Origin of the sequence: Flavobacterium psychrolimnae (assembly GCF_003312425.1) — a bacterium.
GTDB lineage: Bacteria > Bacteroidota > Bacteroidia > Flavobacteriales > Flavobacteriaceae > Flavobacterium > Flavobacterium psychrolimnae.
Map to the genome: position 1 here is coordinate 110,880 of NZ_QNUX01000012.1, position 18,461 is coordinate 129,340.

The 18,461-nt window shown below is 35.8% G+C and carries 16 protein-coding genes, 1 tRNA gene and 1 pseudogene; 7 read left to right on the forward strand and 11 right to left on the reverse strand.

Annotated elements, in window-relative coordinates; all coding sequences use genetic code 11:
* Positions 1–39: 39 nt before the first annotated feature.
* Together DR980_RS12950 and DR980_RS12955 are read right to left on the reverse strand one after the other, a co-directional pair.
* The gene (locus tag DR980_RS12950; protein WP_113636792.1) at positions 40–717 is read right to left on the reverse strand and encodes a Crp/Fnr family transcriptional regulator; all 678 of its coding nucleotides are present in this window, start codon (positions 715–717) and stop codon (positions 40–42) included.
* Positions 718–817: 100 nt separating this feature from the next.
* Positions 818–1,957, reverse strand: a complete 1,140-nt coding sequence (locus DR980_RS12955; protein ID WP_113636795.1) for an acyl-CoA dehydrogenase family protein — start codon at positions 1,955–1,957, stop codon at positions 818–820.
* Positions 1,958–2,045: 88 nt separating this feature from the next.
* On the opposite strand from DR980_RS12955, the gene DR980_RS12960 reads away from it, so the two are divergent.
* From DR980_RS12960 to DR980_RS12970, 3 genes are all read left to right on the forward strand, one after another.
* Entirely contained in the window at positions 2,046–3,116 is a 1,071-nt protein-coding gene (locus DR980_RS12960; protein ID WP_113636798.1) for an anhydro-N-acetylmuramic acid kinase, read from the forward strand.
* A 68-nt stretch (positions 3,117–3,184) separates the two neighbouring features.
* Entirely contained in the window at positions 3,185–4,411 is a 1,227-nt protein-coding gene (locus DR980_RS12965; RefSeq protein ID WP_113636800.1) for a Glu/Leu/Phe/Val dehydrogenase dimerization domain-containing protein, read from the forward strand.
* 194 nt (positions 4,412–4,605) lie between these two features.
* Positions 4,606–5,505: an energy transducer TonB gene (locus DR980_RS12970; RefSeq protein WP_113636802.1), complete on the forward strand. Its 900-nt coding sequence runs from the start codon at positions 4,606–4,608 to the stop codon at positions 5,503–5,505.
* A 228-nt stretch (positions 5,506–5,733) separates the two neighbouring features.
* Here DR980_RS12970 and DR980_RS12975 read toward each other — a convergent pair whose 3' ends face one another.
* Positions 5,734–6,129, reverse strand: coding sequence for an ExbD/TolR family protein (locus DR980_RS12975; protein WP_113636804.1), 396 nt, complete (start codon positions 6,127–6,129; stop codon positions 5,734–5,736).
* Between the two features lies 1 nt (position 6,130).
* Positions 6,131–6,826, reverse strand: coding sequence for a MotA/TolQ/ExbB proton channel family protein (locus DR980_RS12980; RefSeq protein WP_113636807.1), 696 nt, complete (start codon positions 6,824–6,826; stop codon positions 6,131–6,133).
* A 129-nt stretch (positions 6,827–6,955) separates the two neighbouring features.
* Between DR980_RS12980 and DR980_RS12985 the strand changes: the two genes are divergently transcribed.
* Both DR980_RS12985 and DR980_RS12990 read left to right on the forward strand, forming a co-directional pair.
* Positions 6,956–8,176 carry a bifunctional folylpolyglutamate synthase/dihydrofolate synthase gene (locus tag DR980_RS12985; RefSeq protein WP_113636809.1) on the forward strand — a complete coding sequence of 407 codons (1,221 nt, stop codon included), beginning with the start codon at positions 6,956–6,958 and terminating at the stop codon, positions 8,174–8,176.
* An 86-nt stretch (positions 8,177–8,262) separates the two neighbouring features.
* Positions 8,263–8,337 (forward strand) — tRNA-Val (locus DR980_RS12990).
* On the opposite strand, the gene DR980_RS12995 is transcribed toward DR980_RS12990, so the two are convergent.
* The 4 genes from DR980_RS12995 to mobA form a co-directional block, all read right to left on the reverse strand.
* The gene (locus DR980_RS12995) at positions 8,328–9,851 is read right to left on the reverse strand and encodes a recombinase family protein (protein WP_099715594.1); all 1,524 of its coding nucleotides are present in this window, start codon (positions 9,849–9,851) and stop codon (positions 8,328–8,330) included. The two genes, DR980_RS12990 and DR980_RS12995, sit on opposite strands and share 10 nt — an antisense overlap.
* On the reverse strand, positions 9,835–9,990 hold the full coding sequence (locus DR980_RS16370; RefSeq protein WP_158234603.1) for a hypothetical protein: 156 nt from the start codon (positions 9,988–9,990) through the stop codon (positions 9,835–9,837). The genes DR980_RS12995 and DR980_RS16370 overlap by 17 nt, the downstream gene beginning before the upstream one ends.
* Before the next feature lie 280 nt (positions 9,991–10,270).
* On the reverse strand, positions 10,271–11,560 hold the full coding sequence (mobB, locus tag DR980_RS13000) for a conjugal transfer protein MobB (RefSeq protein ID WP_099715593.1): 1,290 nt from the start codon (positions 11,558–11,560) through the stop codon (positions 10,271–10,273).
* Positions 11,557–11,988 carry a conjugal transfer protein MobA gene (gene mobA, locus DR980_RS13005; RefSeq protein WP_099716346.1) on the reverse strand — a complete coding sequence of 144 codons (432 nt, stop codon included), beginning with the start codon at positions 11,986–11,988 and terminating at the stop codon, positions 11,557–11,559. The genes mobB and mobA overlap by 4 nt, the downstream gene beginning before the upstream one ends.
* A 216-nt stretch (positions 11,989–12,204) precedes the next feature.
* Between mobA and DR980_RS13010 the strand changes: the two genes are divergently transcribed.
* Both DR980_RS13010 and DR980_RS13015 read left to right on the forward strand, forming a co-directional pair.
* Positions 12,205–12,885, forward strand: coding sequence for a nucleotidyl transferase AbiEii/AbiGii toxin family protein (locus DR980_RS13010; protein WP_099715592.1), 681 nt, complete (start codon positions 12,205–12,207; stop codon positions 12,883–12,885).
* Positions 12,886–12,924: 39 nt separating this feature from the next.
* Positions 12,925–13,242: a DUF6922 domain-containing protein gene (locus DR980_RS13015; RefSeq protein WP_099715591.1), complete on the forward strand. Its 318-nt coding sequence runs from the start codon at positions 12,925–12,927 to the stop codon at positions 13,240–13,242.
* A gap of 837 nt (positions 13,243–14,079) precedes the next feature.
* Here the strand turns inward: DR980_RS13015 and DR980_RS13025 are convergent.
* The 3 genes and pseudogenes from DR980_RS13025 to DR980_RS16375 form a co-directional block, all read right to left on the reverse strand.
* A complete protein-coding gene (locus tag DR980_RS13025; protein WP_099715589.1) occupies positions 14,080–16,662 on the reverse strand; it encodes a S9 family peptidase in 2,583 nt (860 codons plus the stop codon).
* A 4-nt stretch (positions 16,663–16,666) separates the two neighbouring features.
* The gene (locus DR980_RS13030; RefSeq protein WP_244199306.1) at positions 16,667–18,076 is read right to left on the reverse strand and encodes a RagB/SusD family nutrient uptake outer membrane protein; all 1,410 of its coding nucleotides are present in this window, start codon (positions 18,074–18,076) and stop codon (positions 16,667–16,669) included.
* A 19-nt stretch (positions 18,077–18,095) separates the two neighbouring features.
* Positions 18,096–18,461: pseudogene (locus tag DR980_RS16375) on the reverse strand (SusC/RagA family TonB-linked outer membrane protein); the annotation flags it as partial.

The following is an 18,461-nucleotide window of genomic DNA, read 5'->3' on the forward strand; positions in this document are numbered from 1 at the left end:
AAATGATTTGTCGGCTATGTTACAGTTCTAGTAAAATAATTACAATTTACTGATATCCCTTATAATTATTTCTTTCCTACTGTAAATGATGGTACCATTCGTTTCCATTTCATTAAGCAATTGAGTTGCTGTTTGTCTGGAAGTACAAATAATTTGCGCAATATCATTTTGAGTCAGATAATTTTCAATTACCACTTTATCTTCTATTTTTTTACCTTCTTTTTCAGCCCAATCTTTTAGAAACTGAAACAATCTGGTTTTTGCGTCTTTAGAAATCAAATTAGAATAACTGTTCTTAATCCGTTTCATTTTTAGTCCTACAAACTTGGTGTAGGACAAAGCCAGACTTGGATTTCGCAATAATAAATCTTCAAAATCCGACATTAGAAAACTACAAATGGCCACATCATTCGAAAGTACTTTTGCATATTCATTGGACTGGCTGTCAGCTTCCAAAGTCAGTTCTCCAAATAAATCTCCTTTTTGAATAATATCTTTAATCGTTTCATTCCCGTCTTCATCGACCGCAACAATCTTTATGTTTCCTTTTTTTAGCAGAAAAATTCTCGGCAAATCCGAAGAAGAAAAATAGATAATCTCGCCTTTCTTTGCTTTTTTAAAACCGGTGATAATACACAGTTGTCTGATTTGTCCAAAACTCAACGTTCGAAACAATTTGTGATCGCGCAAATACCAATATTTTAAATCCTCATACATAAAAAAATTCTTTCAGTAAATGTATTAAAAAAACGATTTAAAAAACAAAACCCTTTCCAGTCGAAATTGGAAAGGGTTTTGATGAACTATTTTATATCCTTTAAGAAACTAATCCTCTTGAAATTACAATTCGTTGTATTTCAGAAGTTCCTTCATAAATTTGAGTAATTTTAGAGTCACGCATCATACGTTCCACATGATATTCAGCAACATAACCGTTTCCTCCATGAATTTGAACCGCTTCATTTGCTACTTCTAAAGCTATTTCTGACGCGTATAACTTTGCCATAGCACCAGAATGTGCGATATCTTTACCTTCATCTTTTTCACAAGCCGCTTTCATTACCAATAATTTTGCAGCAGTTACTTTTACATACATATCAGCCAGTTTGAAAGCAATAGCCTGATGATTGAAAATTTCTTTTCCAAATGCTTTTCTCTCGTGAGAATATTTTAAAGCAATTTCGTACGCTCCAGTTGCAATTCCTAACGCTTGAGATGCAATCCCTATTCTTCCGCCATTTAAGACATTCATTGCAAAAGCAAATCCAAATCCGTCAACACCAATTCTATTTTCTTTAGGAACTTTTACATCGGTGAACATTAAAGAATGCGTATCGCTTCCACGAATTCCCATTTTTCTTTCTTTTGGTCCAATATCAAATCCAGCCCAACCTTTCTCAACAATAAAAGCATTGATTCCTTTGTGTCCTTTTTCAATATCTGTTTGAGCAATAACTAAATAAGTGGATGCCGTTGATCCGTTAGTAATCCAGTTTTTTGTACCATTTAATAAATAATGATCCCCTTTGTCTATCGCTGTAGTTTTTTGCGAAGTCGCATCACTTCCCGCTTCTGGCTCTGACAAGCAAAAAGCGCCAATCACTTCTCCTTTTGCAAGCGGAACTAAATATTTCATTTTTTGCTCTTCACTGCAATATTTCTCAAGACCTGCACAAACCAAAGAGTTATTTACAGACATGATTACAGCAGCAGATGCATCAACTTTTGCAATTTCAGTCATTGCCAAAACATAGGAAATACTATCCAAACCAGATCCACCATATTTAGGATCGACCATCATTCCCATAAAACCTAAATCGGCCATCATTTTCACTTGCTCCGTTGGAAATTTTGAATGTTCATCACGTTCAATAACACCAGGTAATAATTCTGCTACAGCAAAATCTTTAGCGGCTTGCTGAATCATTAAATGCTCTTCGGTTAGATTAAAATCCATATTTTTATTGTAAATTAAATGTTCTTAAATTTGTGCTCAAAAGTAATTATTAAATATCAGATTTCAAACGATTTCGTAAATTTAGCCTATGTTTAAAGAAAAGTATACTACAATAGGAGTCATGTCCGGAACTTCGCTGGACGGCGTAGATTTGGCATACATTGTTTTTACTGTAAAAAATAATAAATGGGAATTTGAAATCCTGGAGTCTCAAACTATTTCTTACCCAAATGATTGGTTAAACAAATTAAAAATAGCCGTCGATTTTTCCGAAGCTCAACTTAAAAAACTCAATCAAGATTACACGCAACTTCTGGCTACGATTATTTCAAGTTTTATTGAAAAATACGACATAAAAAATCTCGATACGGTTTGTTCTCATGGACATACTATTCTGCACCAACCCCAAAACGGATTCACGCTACAAATTGGTAATTTACCAGAAATCGCAGCTTTACTTAACCAAACAGTAGTTTGTGATTTCAGAATTCAGGATGTGCAACTTGGCGGTCAAGGCGCGCCTTTGGTTCCTATTGGTGACCGAATCCTATTTTCTGAATACGATTACTGCATGAATTTGGGCGGTTTTTCGAATGTATCTTTTGAACAAAATAAAGAGCGAATCGCCTTTGATATTTCGGCTGTAAACACCGTTTTAAATTTTTACGCCAATCAATTGGGATTAGATTATGATGACAAAGGCAGTATTTCAAGAACCGGAATTTGTAATAAAGAGTTATTAAATGAATTAAATGCGTTGGATTTCTACCAAAAGAAACACCCTAAATCATTGGGTTTGGAGTTTGTAAAAGAAACCGTTTTACCTATTATCGAAAAATATTCCATTCCCATTGAAGACAAGTTACACACTTTTACCGAACATGTGGCGTTGCAAATTGCTTTGGCTTTGCCTAATAAAAACGGAAACCTTTTCATAACTGGTGGCGGTGCTTACAATGATTTTCTCATCGAGAGAATTCATCACCATTTACCTAAAATAAAACTCATTATTCCGTCAGCTAAAATATTGGAATTCAAAGAAGCCTTGATTTTTGCATTACTTGGTATTTTAAAATTACGCGGAGAAATCAATGTTTTAAGCAGCGTTACAGGTGCAAAAACAGATCATAGCTCTGGAATGATTTATTCTCCAAAATAAAATTAAAAATACATATTTCACATTATTCTATTTTTTTATATTTGCCAAAATTAAACATATCGCAACAAATGAAAGATTTATTAAAGAAATTCGAAAATAAAGAACCTGAAATAGTTTTCCATTGGAAAGATGCTGAAACGGAAGCTGAAGGATGGACAGTCATCAATTCACTTCGTGGTGGTGCCGCCGGTGGTGGAACTCGTATGAGAAAAGGGTTGGATATGAATGAAGTTTTGTCTTTGGCAAAAACCATGGAAGTAAAATTTTCGGTTTCTGGACCTGCTATTGGCGGAGCAAAATCTGGAATTAATTTTGACCCAAATGATCCAAGAAAAAAAGGCGTTTTACAACGTTGGTATAAAGCCGTTTCTCCGTTATTAAAAAGTTATTACGGGACGGGTGGCGATTTAAATGTTGATGAAATTCACGAAGTGATCCCAATGACAGAAGAATGTGGTGTTTGGCATCCGCAAGAAGGTGTTTTTAATGGTCATTTCAAACCGACTGAAGCAGACAAAATCAACAGAATTGGACAATTGCGTCAAGGTGTAGTAAAAGTGATTGAAAATCCAAAATTCTCACCAGATGTTTCCAAAAAATACACTATTGCCGATATGATTACTGGTTATGGCGTTGCCGAAGCCGTTCGTAATTATTACACGATTTATGGCGGAGATGTCAAAGGAAAGAAAGCAATCGTACAAGGTTTTGGAAATGTAGGATCGGCTGCTGCTTTTTACTTAGCCGAAATGGGCGCAAAAGTTATTGGTATTATCGACAGAGATGGCGGATTAATCAACGAAGAAGGATTCACTTTCGAAGAAATAAGAGCTTTATTTCTTGCAAAAGACGGAAACAAACTGGTTGCCGAAAACATGATTCCTTTTGAAGAAATCAATCAAAAAATATGGACTATTGGTGCTGAAATATTCACTCCTTGTGCCGCTTCCAGATTGGTAACGCAATCTCAAATTGACAGTTTAATTGCTAACGGTCTTGAAGTAATTTCTTGTGGTGCGAATGTTCCTTTTGCTGATAAAGAAATCTTTTTCGGTCCAATTATGGAAGATGTAGATCACAAAGTGAGTTTGATTCCTGACTTCATTTCTAATTGCGGTATGGCTCGTGTTTTTGCTTACTTCATGGAAAAGAAAGTGCAAATGACGGATGAAGCTATCTTTCAAGACACTTCCGAAATCATCAAAAAAGCAATTGAAAAAGCACATGCTTTAAACCCAAGTAAAACAAATATTAGTGCTACTGCTTTTGAAATCGCATTGAAGCAGCTTACTTAAAATAAAATAGTTTTTTTACTATTTATCGGAACTGGGATTAAGCAGATTTTAAAATCTATTTAATCCCTTTTCTTATTTCTAATTCTAAGTGAAAGCAATATTATTTATATTCTGGCAGTCGCTTTTTACTCTTGACAATTTTTAGTACTTTTCAACGTTTTTTAGTAATAGACTTTTTAAAATTTAAAATACAAATGAGTTCCACCATTTCATCAGACCAAAAGAAATCCTTAGCAATATCCATTCTTTTGTATGCGACAATGTTGTTAATTTTATTTTTCATCCGCTTTTGGCCTCCTGCAAACATGGATGAACTTGCCGGTGGTGGCGGTGGCGGTGGCGTTACAGTTAATTTTGGCGACAGCGATTTTGGTTCTGGTGCGAATTATAAAAGTGAGATTTTGGAAGTAAAAAACCAAACCAGACAAACGCGTGCAAAATCAACTCCAGAGGAAGCTATTTTATCTCAAGAAAACAGCACCGAAGAAAGTGTTGTGATTCCGACGAAAGAAAAGACTAAAAAACCAACAGTCGTTGTAAAAGAAGAAACGAAACCAGTGGTTGTAAAACCTAAAGTTTCTAACAATACAAATGATGCTTTATCCAGCATATTAAAAGGTTCTAATAAAGGTGGCGATGGCGATGACAAAGCTGCCGGAAACAAAGGAAAATCTAACGGAAGCTTAAGTTCTAACGGGTATTACGGAACAGGTGGTTCTGGTGGAGGAACGGGCGGTGGAAATGGTACTGGAACAGGAATAGGAACTGGTAGCGGTTATGGTTCTGGAAGCGGAGGAGGAACCGGAAGTGGTTCTGGCGGAGGCGTTGGATATTCTTTAGGAAACCGAAAAGCATTATCTAAACCTGCACCAAAATATACGTGTAATGAACAAGGAAAAGTAGTCGTAGAAGTTTCTGTAGACAGAACGGGAAGAACTGTAAATGCAGTTGCTGGTGTAAAAGGAACTACAAATACTGCAAAATGTTTGTTAGACCAAGCCCGAATTGCTGCGATGAACACGAGATGGGACGCCAGTAGCGATGCTCCAGAAAAGCAAGTAGGTAAGATTGTTTACAACTTCAATTTGAATTAGAACAATTAGAAACGTCACTTTTTTGTTTTCAAGAATAATTCGCAATGACTACTCAAGAATTTGATGTTTTACTAATTTGCGTGAGGGATAGGAGCAAGTACCGAAGTACTGCGGATAGCCCGACCGGAATAGAAAAAGGAGCTAATCAGCATAAAGTTGATTAGCTCCTTTTTCTATTGTGGTCACGCCCAAATAATGCAAATGCTACATAAAAACTAGTAATGAGTTTTACTTAGGACTCGTAGCAATCACAAACTTTAGATTGTTCTTTACTCCTATTTGCAGTACGTCAACTAAATCTTGTACTTGCAAATTGAAAGGAATTCGAACAATAACTGTTTGATCCTTTGCAGAATCCATTTTAGACATCAATGTAGTTTCCAATTCTTCAAAGGAAACTGCTTCCTTGTCGATGTAGAATTTTTTATCTTCTGTGACAGATAAACTAATGTATTGCTTGTTTGTTTTCTCGTTTGATTGTGCTTTTGGCAATGTCATCTTGATAACATTTGGATTTGCCAATGTTGATATAATCAAGAAAAACAACAACAGGAAAAACATAATATCACTTAATGAAGAAGTCGCGACCTCGGCATGAAATCTTCTTTTTCTTTTTATAGACATATTATGATCTTTGAATAATATTTACAAATTCCAGCACTTGCTTCTGGATTTTTAAAGCAAAATTATCAATCTTGCCGTTTAATAAATGGTATCCGCTATAGGCAATAATACCAACGATTAATCCAGCACCACTACTTATCATTTTCTCATACAATCCTCCAGAAATATTACCAATACTAATATTCTCTGTTACCGAAATGCTGTAAAATATTTTTATAACTCCAGAAATAGTTCCAATAAATCCTAATGTAGGTGCAATTCCGGCAATAAGTCCTAAATGTCCTAAATGCTTTTCCATTTCCCCTATTTCTATATCTGCAGCACGATCCATATTGGATTCAATTTCAACAATAGGTCTCCCAATAACAAGAATTCCTTCTTTGATAATATTTCCTGAAGCCGTATTATTCCTTTCTGCAATAGATCGAGCCAAATCAAGATTTCCGGAATTGAGATTATCACGAACATCGCGCATCAAAAGTGTATCAATTTTTGATGCTTTACTAATGTATAAATAGCGTTCAATAATTAAGTAAAACGTGTAAAATAATAGAATCCCGATTGGAATAAGCCACACACCACCTTTTAAAAGGAATCCTAAAGTGGATATTTCGGTATTTGGAGCAATTTTTTCAATAACTACATTTGAAGCAGCGTTGGTAATGGTGTCGGCCTGTAATTGTATAAAACTAAACATATAATATTATTGGATTTTAATCATTAATTCTAAAAATTATTTCAATTTTGCACTAAAGATACTTTTCGATGTACTATTAAACTAAAAAAATCGAAAAATATTTTAAACAACTACTATTTTATTACAAAAATGAACTATCAGGAAACCATAAATTGGATGTTTAATCAACTCCCGATGTACCAACTTCAGGGCGCTTCGGCCTATAAAAAAGATTTGACCAACACGCATTTACTGATAGCTCATCTTGATAATCCACAAGAAAAACTTAAGTGCATTCATGTTGCAGGAACCAACGGAAAAGGCTCGACATCACACATGTTGGCGTCCATACTTCAAGAAGCTGGTTATAAAGTTGGATTGTACACTTCACCACATTTAAAGGATTTCCGAGAACGCATAAAAATTAATGGAAAGGATATTTCTGAAGAATTTGTTACTGATTTCATCAATGAACACAAAACTTTTTTCGAATCCAATGACATGAGTTTTTTCGAAATGACCGTTGGACTAGCCTTTGATTATTTCGCCAAAGAAAAAGTAGACATCGCCGTTATTGAAGTAGGAATGGGCGGAAGATTGGACGCCACAAACATCATAACTCCATTAGTTTCGGTTATTACCAATATAGGATTGGATCACACACAATTTTTGGGAAATACTCTTGAAGCCATTGCTTTCGAAAAAGCGGGGATTATCAAACCCAAAATTCCTGTAATAATAGGAGAATACACTCCTGAAACCAAACCTGTTTTTTTGGCGAAAGCCAAAGAATGCAATTCGGAAATTTATTTTGCTGCTGATTTAGTTTCAGAAACCTATCCTTCTGACTTAATTGGTGATTATCAAGTACACAATAAAAAGACGGTATTACAAACCATTTCCGTTTTAAATAGTCAGAATGAATTTAAAATCACTCCCGAGAATATAAAATCTGGTTTATTAAATGTGGTAAAAAACACCGGACTTCAGGGAAGATGGCAGCAATTAAGAGAATTTCCAAAAGTTATTTGCGATACTGCACACAACAAAAACGGTCTTGAAATAGTATTGAACCAAATTCAAAAAGAAGATTTTGATACTTTACACATCGTTTTAGGAGTAGTAAATGACAAAGATTTAGAAGAAATCCTGCCTTTATTCCCTAAAAAAGCAATTTATTATTTCTGTAAGCCAAATATTCCTCGCGGGTTAGATGTTGTAATTTTAAAACAAAAAGCTACCAGTTTCGAACTAAAAGGAGAAGTATACAATTCTGTTTCAGAAGCTTACCAAAAAGCACTGAAAAATGCAGAGATCACTGACTTTATATACATTGGAGGAAGTACATTTGTGGTCGCAGAAATTTTATAATTTTTTTATTTTTTTTCTTGCAAATACCAATTCTAGTCGTATATTTGCACACGCAATAACGGAAACGAAAGTAACCAAATTGTTTAGGGCGATTAGCTCAGCTGGTTCAGAGCACCTCGTTTACACCGAGGGGGTCGGGGGTTCGAACCCCTCATCGCCCACTTTGAGGGATAATCTTTAGATTATCCCTCTTTTTTTGATATATAAGATATCCCTTTTCCTCCATTTTACTGGCATTATGAGATAACAGATCTAACATTGTAGGTGTTCGATATATACCCTTTTCATAGTACAAATTGCCATCGAACACCATGTTTACAAACTGACGTTTTTGCAAAACATCTGACTTTGTATATATGTGTCTGATATCACCCAATAAATCCAGATTGCTGTCCAAAACCTCGAAAGCTTTACCTTTATTTGTACTGAATCTTTCTATTGCAGCTGTAAGGTTTAATATATGATCACTGTAGGTAGAATACCATCTGTCGTAAGTATCTTTGTTTATCTCGTCCCTAAACCATTTTTCTTCTACCGCATTTAATCGCTGCTGAACTTCTTCCAGTTCATTTTTTTTGTCTGCTGCCTTTTTCCTGTTTGCTTTTACTTCCTGTTCAAGTGAAGCGTAACAGCCATTTCTTATATCCTTAATCTGTCTTTCGGGAACGCTCATAAGGTCACAGGCATTTAAGAACTGCTCATGTGCTTTGATTGCACTTATATTGTTATGTTTTGAATGCTTGCATTTATAATAGTAGAAGTATTTTCCAGATTTACCACGAGAAGGCGCACCAGTAAGCGGAGTTCCACAATGGCATTTTACAACTCCTCGTAGCGGTATTTCATCATCGATAACTACCTTTACTTTATCAACTTTCTTCATTTTAGACTGTACCATTGTCCATGTTGTCTTATCAACTATTGGCTCATGAATGGCTGGGAAAAGACCTCCCGGCAAATCTTTGAACGGCTCAACCCTTACAAGCCCTGCATAAACGGGATTTGCAAGCACACGATCAATAGCCATGTTGCCTTTCCTGTCAAAACCTGATTGATAAGCTATTTCTTTGATTTTATATAACGGCACATCACGCAGATACATATCATAAATTGTTTTGACAATTTTAGCTTCTATCTCATTTACTTCAAGGTGGCGCTGTTTTCCTTCTCCAACCTTGCTGTAGCCGAAAGGTTTTTCTCTAGTAAGGAAACGACCTTCTTTAGCACGGGCGGTATAGAGTCCGCCACGCACTTTTATACTCCTGTTGATATTGTCTTCTTCAGCTAGCAACAATTGTAAGCCTGCTCGGAAAAAGCTTCCCGGTGTATCATAATCAAAAACTATCCCTTCGGTCACGCTGATAATCTGAATACTGTATTTTTTTTGGAATTGTTTGACCAAACTCATAGCTTCACCCGCATCCCTGCTGAAACGGTCAAGCTGGTCTACAAGTAGGTAATCCACTGATTTATAATGTTTGGCAATGAATGCCTGTAATTTTATAAAATCGGGACGGTCAAAAGTCTTGGCACTTTTACCCCTGTCGATAAAGGAATCTACCAACTGTATATTATTATATTGCAGGTATTGGTCGGTATACAATTCCTGTCTTTCAATCGAGCCATTACTTTGCCCTAATTGACTAAATCTTAAATATCTAATCGCCCTCTTCATATAATTCTTTCAATGTTAATGATACAATAATTTCAATCATTAAATCTACGAATTTTTGTTCTTTTTCCTGTTCTATATCTTCATAATTTTTCAATATATATTCTTCTATATCAGTCTGTTTGACATCTTCATGCTTCATTTTGTACCTCCTTTGCCTTTTGTTAAAACAATGTTTGTTTTTAAGTCTTATGAATTTAACCCATCTGAAAGCTTAGGAGTAATTACAGTCTCACCGAGGAACTCTTTGGCTGTATTAGTCTCAAGACAACATTGAATACAGTTATAAAAAAACAAAGACAATCCCTCCTTATCGTCGGGACAGTCTTTGTTTTTAAAAATTGTTGGTACAGCCAATTTGATGAATCACTCCTTTGTCGTGAATCAACAAAAAGGCTGGCGATTAAAATTGATAGTATGCACTATCTTTTTTTGCGTCTGGCTTTCTTTTTCATTTGGTTGACAAATAATTCTTCATCATAGTCTTCTGCTTTTCCATTGGATAATAACCCTCCAAAGACTTCAATAAGGTTGTTTTCTTCATGGCTATAGGACATATTTTCCTTAACCAAAAAGTCAAACAGCTTGTGTGATTGTTTGATATCTTCATTTATAGTGGCATTGTTCTTTGAAGCAAGATTTCCTTGTACTGGCTGCTCCATTTTATTGCCATTATTCCACCAGTCATTGAATACGTTAGCCGAAAGGTTTTTGCCTAATTGCGAACCATTCCACACGGATTTTGAACTATGGTCAATAAAGGTTATTCCATAAACTCTGCCTTCGGTATTTCGTCTTACAACGGTATTAATACCTCGTTCCAACAACCTTTTTTTGAATTCTTTTTCATCCGATGCCGTCTGTAAGCACATCTCAATGGTTGTCTTAAGCAAAGCTTTGGATGGCTCATTTTTCAACAATTCTTTGGACTTCCCATAGTGTTGTTGAAGCTGAACATATCCTGCCTGTTTACCGAATAGCGAAGCCTTAAAAGGATTGCTTGCTTTTTCTCCCTTTTCATTTAATGCAAAATATACCAGTCCTTGTTTTGGGATTCCATTAAATTCCCCCTTGACTTCTTCGGCGGTAATATTGAAAAGGGAAAGCAGGGCATTGTAGGTGCCGAAACCCTCAAATTTGTAGTACTTTGGCAAATGACGGATTACCGAAGCCATCTGGCTCTTTATGTCCCCAGCCTTATAATCAACGGGTTTGAATATTTGATTTTGTGGATTTTGCTTTTTCTCGATAGCCGATATCAGGCAGTATTCTTTTTCCAATTCACGACAGACATCCATCGAACGCCTTTTTTCAAATTTATCAGATATTTTTCTTCCCTCTTCATCCACGCAAACCGATACAATATGAATATGGGTACGGTCAATATCAGTATGCTTGAATACCACAAAAGGCTGTTCAGCGTAACCCATTTTCCGCATATACTCCTGAGCCATCAGTTTGAATTTTTCATCACTTACCTTATCCTTCGGATCAGGATTGAGAGAGACATGTAATATTGGTTTTTCAGTCTTTCGATTGGCCAGCAGGTACGGTTCAAAAGAACGCAACAGTTGACCGACTGCATAACTGCCATCAGGAGTTTCAATTATCTTATTGGTATACAAAACCTGCCCGTTTTCCTTTTCCACTTTGAGCTGATTGTACACCAACGCACCATACAGATTGTTGCCTCTTCCGATTTTCGCTATCATTTTTTCAGGTATTTTGCTTCAAACTCCTCAGTTAGTAGAATGATTTTTTGGCACAATACCGCCATTTCTGCTGTCTGCTTTTCCAATTTATAGAGATAGGCTGCGGCTTTCTTTTCAGAAAAATTGCGGTAAAGTATTTTTACTACTTGGTTATAATTGGTTCCTACAGCCCTGAACTGGCCGAATAAAGTGGTCAGGCGCATATAGTAATCCATGGTTGCCTTGTCAACCGTTATGGTCGTAATTCCTTTTTGGAAAATACATGCCGTAATAAAATGCGCCATTACATCCATGCGTGAAGCTTCATAGAGAGAAAGGAAACATGCATTTTCCTCAGCACTAAGGCTTATAGAATAGCGGTGAACGGCGGGATCTTTCTTGGGATTCCTGCCTCCTTTATGCGGGGTGGTTTTGCCGTTGTCTTCCATAACCATTTTTACTGGTTTCGTCTAAATAATTTTAAAACCAATATACTTAATCATTAGTGATCGCTTCTGGATATTGCAGAATATGGAAGCATTTGGCTTATTATTTCCGCATGTGGATTTTCGCTTTAAGGACAACTCCCGTCAAATAAAGCCACGACAGGACAGTATGTAAGAGTGCCCCGCTTTCGGAATTAATTTCATGAAAAACGTGAAATTATGCTCTACAAAGAAACAGTCAGCAAGGAGATGTGGGAACTTCTCCAGAAACTTATGAAAGATGAAAAGCTGAAAGACTTCAGCCTTGTTGGAGGCACGGCTCTTAGCCTTATGATAGGCCATCGGCTAAGCATAGATATTGACCTGTTTACAATTAGAGATTTTGATGAACTGGCAATGCTTTCCCATCTTAAAGATCAACATCCGGTAAAAATCAGGGAGATACTTGAAAACACCATGCTTTTAGATATAGGCCTGGTTAAGGTAGATATCATTGCCCACCGATATCCGTGGCAGGAACCAATTCGGACTGAAGAAGGTGTACGTCTGGCATCTTTATATGACATCGGTGCTATGAAGCTTCATGCGATTTTCCAAAACGGCACAAGGATAAAAGACTTTGTTGACATGTATTTTCTTTTGGAACACCATTCCCTTAAAACCTATTTAGAAACTTACCAAAACAAATATAATGGAAATCCGAGACTAGCTGCTCTTGCATTAATGGATCATAGAAATATAGACAAAGAAGAAAAAGTCAAACTCCTGAAAGGCAAAGAAACCAATTGGAACAAAATGACCCAGCGACTAAAAAAAGCAGTTTTCAATCCTTCCATTTCATTTTCTGAATCAAAAAATCAAATTCCTCCACCCAATAAAGGAAATGGATTTAGACGCTAAGCGTTTGAATAAGAAGTTAAAAAATCGTATATTTACTTCATGGCACGAGTTAAAAAAAATAAGGCATTCCCAAATCTAAACCCAGTATTTTTTTGGGATTTCGATATAGATGCAATGGACTTTGAGAGAGCCTATAAAACTATTATTGCCCGTATCGTAGAGCGTGGAGGAAAAGAAGAAATCGACGAAATTGTTCGTTTCTACGGCCTTGAAAAGGTGGTGAAAGCGATTCGTGACGAAATTTATTTTCTTCCAAATTATGCCATTGACAAGGCTTTAAAATTGTTTCCTGAACTTAAAAAGGAAGAGATGTACTGCTATCTTAACCGTAAAGATAAACCCTACAGCTGGATCTAGTTTTTATACTATAAGCCATTCTTACGAACAAATAAATAAAAAGAAAACGAAGTTAGGCCAAGCATTAAACTTAGCAAAAGACTACGGCATAATGTCTTGCTCGTTCCTCACAATCCACCCTTACGGGACTTATTCCGTTTCCTTTTGCTAAGTTTACTGCCAGCCCTGTGAAATTGCTTTCTTTTTCTTTTTTACGGTTTTTCTGTTTTCTTTTGAATTTATATTTATGCCTTTGCATATGCACATACAGCAATATTTGAAAGCTTAAATATTTACTCATGTCCACATTCATATTTATATGTAAAAGCGTATATACATAAATACAGTTTTAAAAGCATATGTATATATTTCAATCTGTAGCTATTAACAACTATGCTTACATGTTTACTTTTGTAAAGTAGTGCGTTGCTACAGAGCTTTGTGCTTATGGGGTGACAAGCGTAAATACATAAATACGTAAATACATAATTAGGTAAGTTTGATTTCCAAACTTGATTGTGATAAACAATCATAATCCTTATACTTCGATGATTATACTGGTCTGAGATTTGAAATCGAACGCTTTTTAAATTAATTTATTGAATTAATTTACCTTCCAGTTTAGCTATATCAAAAAAAGGGCATCAAGCCCTTTCAATTAAAACCATCGGTAAGAATATTTTCGAGAGAAAATAGCAAGTTGTGTTTTGAACTGCTTGAAATACTTTCCGCAGCTCAAAACCACTTGCCCTTGCAGGGGGCTGGAAAACGTCTCCAAAGTCGGCGTTTTATCAAAATTCTAAATGGATTTACGATTAACGAATAAGTGCAGTTTGAAAAAACTGCACTTATTTATTTTTATTCCTTTAAATATCGGTCAAACCAATTGGTAATTCGTTTTGTAAGGTCCATTTTATTCTCCTTGATTACAATTACATGCTGGTCTTTTGGATATACTAATAAAACATTCTTTTTCTTGGCTCTCCTCAACGCATTATAAAAAAGTAAACTCTGTTCGTAGGGTAAATTAGTCTCCATTTTACCCACCCAAGACAGTAATGGTGTAGTAACATTATCTGCATAAAGTATTGGTGAATTTTTTAGGTACAACTCTTTGTCTTTAAAAATAGACTTTCCTATTCTCCATTGTTGCGTTTCACTTCGCCATAATTCTGGAATATTGAGACTTTTTGAGTTACTAAAATACCAACTTACCATGTCTGAAATTGCTGCACCCGATACTGCAGCTGCAAAAATTTTCGATTTTGTAATGATGTAATTTGTTTCATAACCTCCGAAAGAATGCCCTATTAAGCCAATATGTTTTGCGTCAATCATTCCTGTTTTTACAACTGCATTGTTTGCAGCAACAACACAATCCAGTGCACTATTGCCGGTTTCTCCTTCATAATATTTCACATCAGGCATTAGTACAAAATAATTCTGTTGCACAAAATGTTTCACATTAAAACCGGTATCGTTGTATAAAGTCGGAATGCAATATTCATGCAATGAGTTAGTGATTTGTGAGTACACATTGATTATCATCGGATATTTTTTACCTACTTCATAATTTACTGGATAATATAATAATCCTTGCAGTTTGTCTCCTTTTGAATTTGAAAATGAAATTAGTTCTACCTTTCCTTGATTAAAGTTTTTATCATGGGTATTGCTTTCAAACAGAACCTTATTTACACCGTTTTTAAATGATACAATTCTTGGAGACTCATTATGCGATTGTTCTCGATAGACATAGACTTCATTATTGGCTCTACGCAATTCATCTGATTTTGTAGCATTATTTGCTAGTGGAATTAAAGTGTTGGATGTAGAAACTAATTTGAATTGTTGTGCTTTGGTGGTCGCATTTCTTGCTGAAACAATTAAATCATTAGCTGAATTAATTTCAGTTAGTGCCCAGCCATTGTAATTATCATTTCCTATTTGCTTGATATTTGAACCATCTACAGTGAAGTAAGTACCGCTTTCTCGACCTTTTGTAATCCGTTTTAGTTTACTTGTTTTGATATCAAATTTAAAAATATCAAACTCATCTTGTAGCAAAAGGTATTCTCCATTATCACTCCATCCTTTCATTCCAAAAACATGTGGTCTTGTTATGTACTTTAAATCATTTGAAACCCATTCGGAGCCTGCAGGTGGCACAATTGACACCGTAGATTGTTTTTTTATATTGTAGAGCCACCAATTTTTATCTTTAAAATAGCATATGTATGCTCCATTTGGAGAAAAAGACAATAAGTAATTTTCACTAGGTTGCTTTTCCAAAAATAGCTTTTTGGTACCATCAGCCAGATTGTACAAGAAATAGTCAACCTCACCATAGCGCTTAAAATGAGGAGCATATGCCGTTGGATTGTAAAGTAATGCAACTGATTTACTGCCGTTAAGCTGTACAAAAGGGAGTTCTTTACTTGTAATCGTATTCCAGCGCTTTTCTTCAATAAACCAAACCGATAAAGTGGAATACCCTTCTAAATTTTCCCTACTTGCTTTTGGATAAATCCATAAATCTTCTGTATCCCAAACCTCGACATCGTCTTTTTTTGGTGTTGCCTCTTCTTTGACTTTCGCGATTCCAAAAAATACCCTTTTACCATCACTTGAAATTTTGAAAGATTTTGTGGTAACAATTTCATGCTTTTCTGGAAAATTTGAGAATGATTTTGGTTCAAAGGTTTGAATACTGTTATCTTGGTTTTTGTAGAAGTTCAGTTTTGTGTATTTCCCGTTGATGCCCTCTTCGAGCCAAAAAACACCTTTTCCATATTCTGCCAATGTAAGACCAAATAACTTGTGTGGCGTTGTGTGATATTCTGTTTTTTGGTTTGTCCTAAGATTTATTGTTCCGAAACTACTTTTCCCATTATTGTTAGTGAGATAAGTCAGGATATTGTTAGGCTGGTCCAATTGGTATTCTGTTACATTTGGAAGTTGGATGATTTCTTTATTTTTTATGATCCTCACCATTAATTCCCCATCATTGGAAAAGCTCACAATAATTTTTCCGCTGTTGGCAAATTCAAAAGCAGTACAATTTGATATACTAATGTTTTCACTATTTTCTAAGTTAGTTACTATTACTTTATCTCCTTGAAAGGCACCAAATGCAATTTCACCACCAAATTTGCCTTGTGTTCCTTGTGGAAAACTAAATCCAATATTTTTCTGCGTATGTTTCACAAAGAGTGTATCTGAACCATTGCTGTACTGCATATCAAATGATATCCAGTTTCCCTTTTGGGAAATAGCTCTGTTTTCTAATTTGCCCCACCTTTCATACTCTGCTGCAGCAATATTCTTTTTGGAATGATCCTGCCCGTAAATAGAGCAGGATAATACTATCCAAAATGACAAAATTGTTTTTTTACAAGAATAACCTAAAGCAGTATTACTATGGTTTTTTAATAGCTTCATAACTTTAATAACCTGTGTTTTGTGGTTGTAAATTTGGATTTGCGTTCAATTCTAGCTCTGGAATAGGCCACAAAATATCTGAACTATTCCAACCTGGTTTTGAAACAGATAATACTCCATCAGCTGTTCCACTGCGCTTTAAATCAAAAAAGCGATGCCCATGTTCCGTAAAAAACTCAAATCTTCGCTGTTTTTGAATTTCAGACAAAATTTCAGAAGTGATAGTTGATGTAATTATTGGTAAACCAGCGGTCGTTCTTATCTTATTTAAATCTTCTTTTGCGCCTGCTAAATCGCCTTGTTTTGCTCTTGCCTCGGCTCTGATCAAATATTGTTCTGCTAAGCGCAACACAATAGAATATTCCTGCGAACTTGTTGTTGCGGTGCGCAGTTTGTATTTATTGGGATGATACCAAGTATTCAGTCCGGTGGTAACTGACTTTGTCCAATTCACTTTGCGTTGGTCGCCTGTTTCAAATGCATTCATAAAATCGGCACGAAGCGCACAAACTGGTGGCGGTCCAGATACGAAAATAAAAGTTGTACCTTCATTACTATTTCGTACCGCTGTAGCTGATGCTAATTGCCAAATAGTAGTTTTACTATTTCTTAGAAAAATTTTGTTTAAATCCGTTTCCCAAGCATAAAGCGGACTATTGATAACAGTAGTTGCTTCATTTGCTGCTGCTGTATTTTTATTCCTGTATAAATATACTCTCGCCAGCATGGCTTTGGCCACCATTTTATTGGGTTTTGCACGATCCGAAGAACTATAATTTTCAGGTAATCTTGAACTGGCGCTTTCTAAATCCTTCGCGATTGCTGCATATACTTCATCCGCAGCACTACGCATAACTTTTCTATTAATTTCATAATTGGTTCCTGTAATATAGGGGATGCTACCATAAATTTGTAACAGATAAAAATGTACTAGAGCACGAACGAATAGTGCTTCACCCGACACTCTGTTTTTAACCGCAATAGGTAACCCGGTCGAATTTTCAACTCCTTGAATAACTGAATTTGCGTTATATATTTGACTATAGCTTGAAGTCCAAAGTGACGCCACAGTAGCATTGTCAGCCGTAAGCGCATTGTTGTAAATAGGTAGGGCAATTGTAGAGTTGGTATAATCTTGTAATTCATCAGCGTATAATCCCATTCTAACAGATGCACCAGTAGGTAACCCAGATAGGATGCCGCCGTCACGAAGTTGTGCATAGATTTGTGCCATTGCTGCATTTGCTGTCAATTCACTTTCAAAAACTGTAGTTCCTGTAAGCTGAGAATTAGGTAATGGAACCTCGACAAAGTCACTACAGGAACTTGAAGACAGTATCAGTGCCAAAACCAAAAGAATGCGATACACCTGAAATGGCTTTGTTAGTACCATTATTACTTGTAAATTTTTCATAATACTATTTTTTTGAGGATTAGAAGTTTAATGTCATTCCGCCACTGATCACTTTTAGCGGAGGGAGGAATCCTGAGAACTTAAACTCGGGATCACCTGCTTTGTAGGATGTAAATGTCAGCAGGTTTTGACCTTGAATAAAAAGTTTGCATTTTACATTAGTGGTCGCTTGTAACGGAATATCATAGGAAAGTGAAATATTTTTTAGTCTGATAAAAGAGCCGTCTGTAATTACAGCATCGCTTTCTATGTATCTGTAATAGGTGCTTACCGCTGCACCATTTAATCCCGTAGTGTGCAGTTGCGAACTGCTTTGATCCCCAATTTGCTGCCAAGCATCACCACTAGTGTTGCTTTGGTTTACTTGACCACCTCCCGGAACATT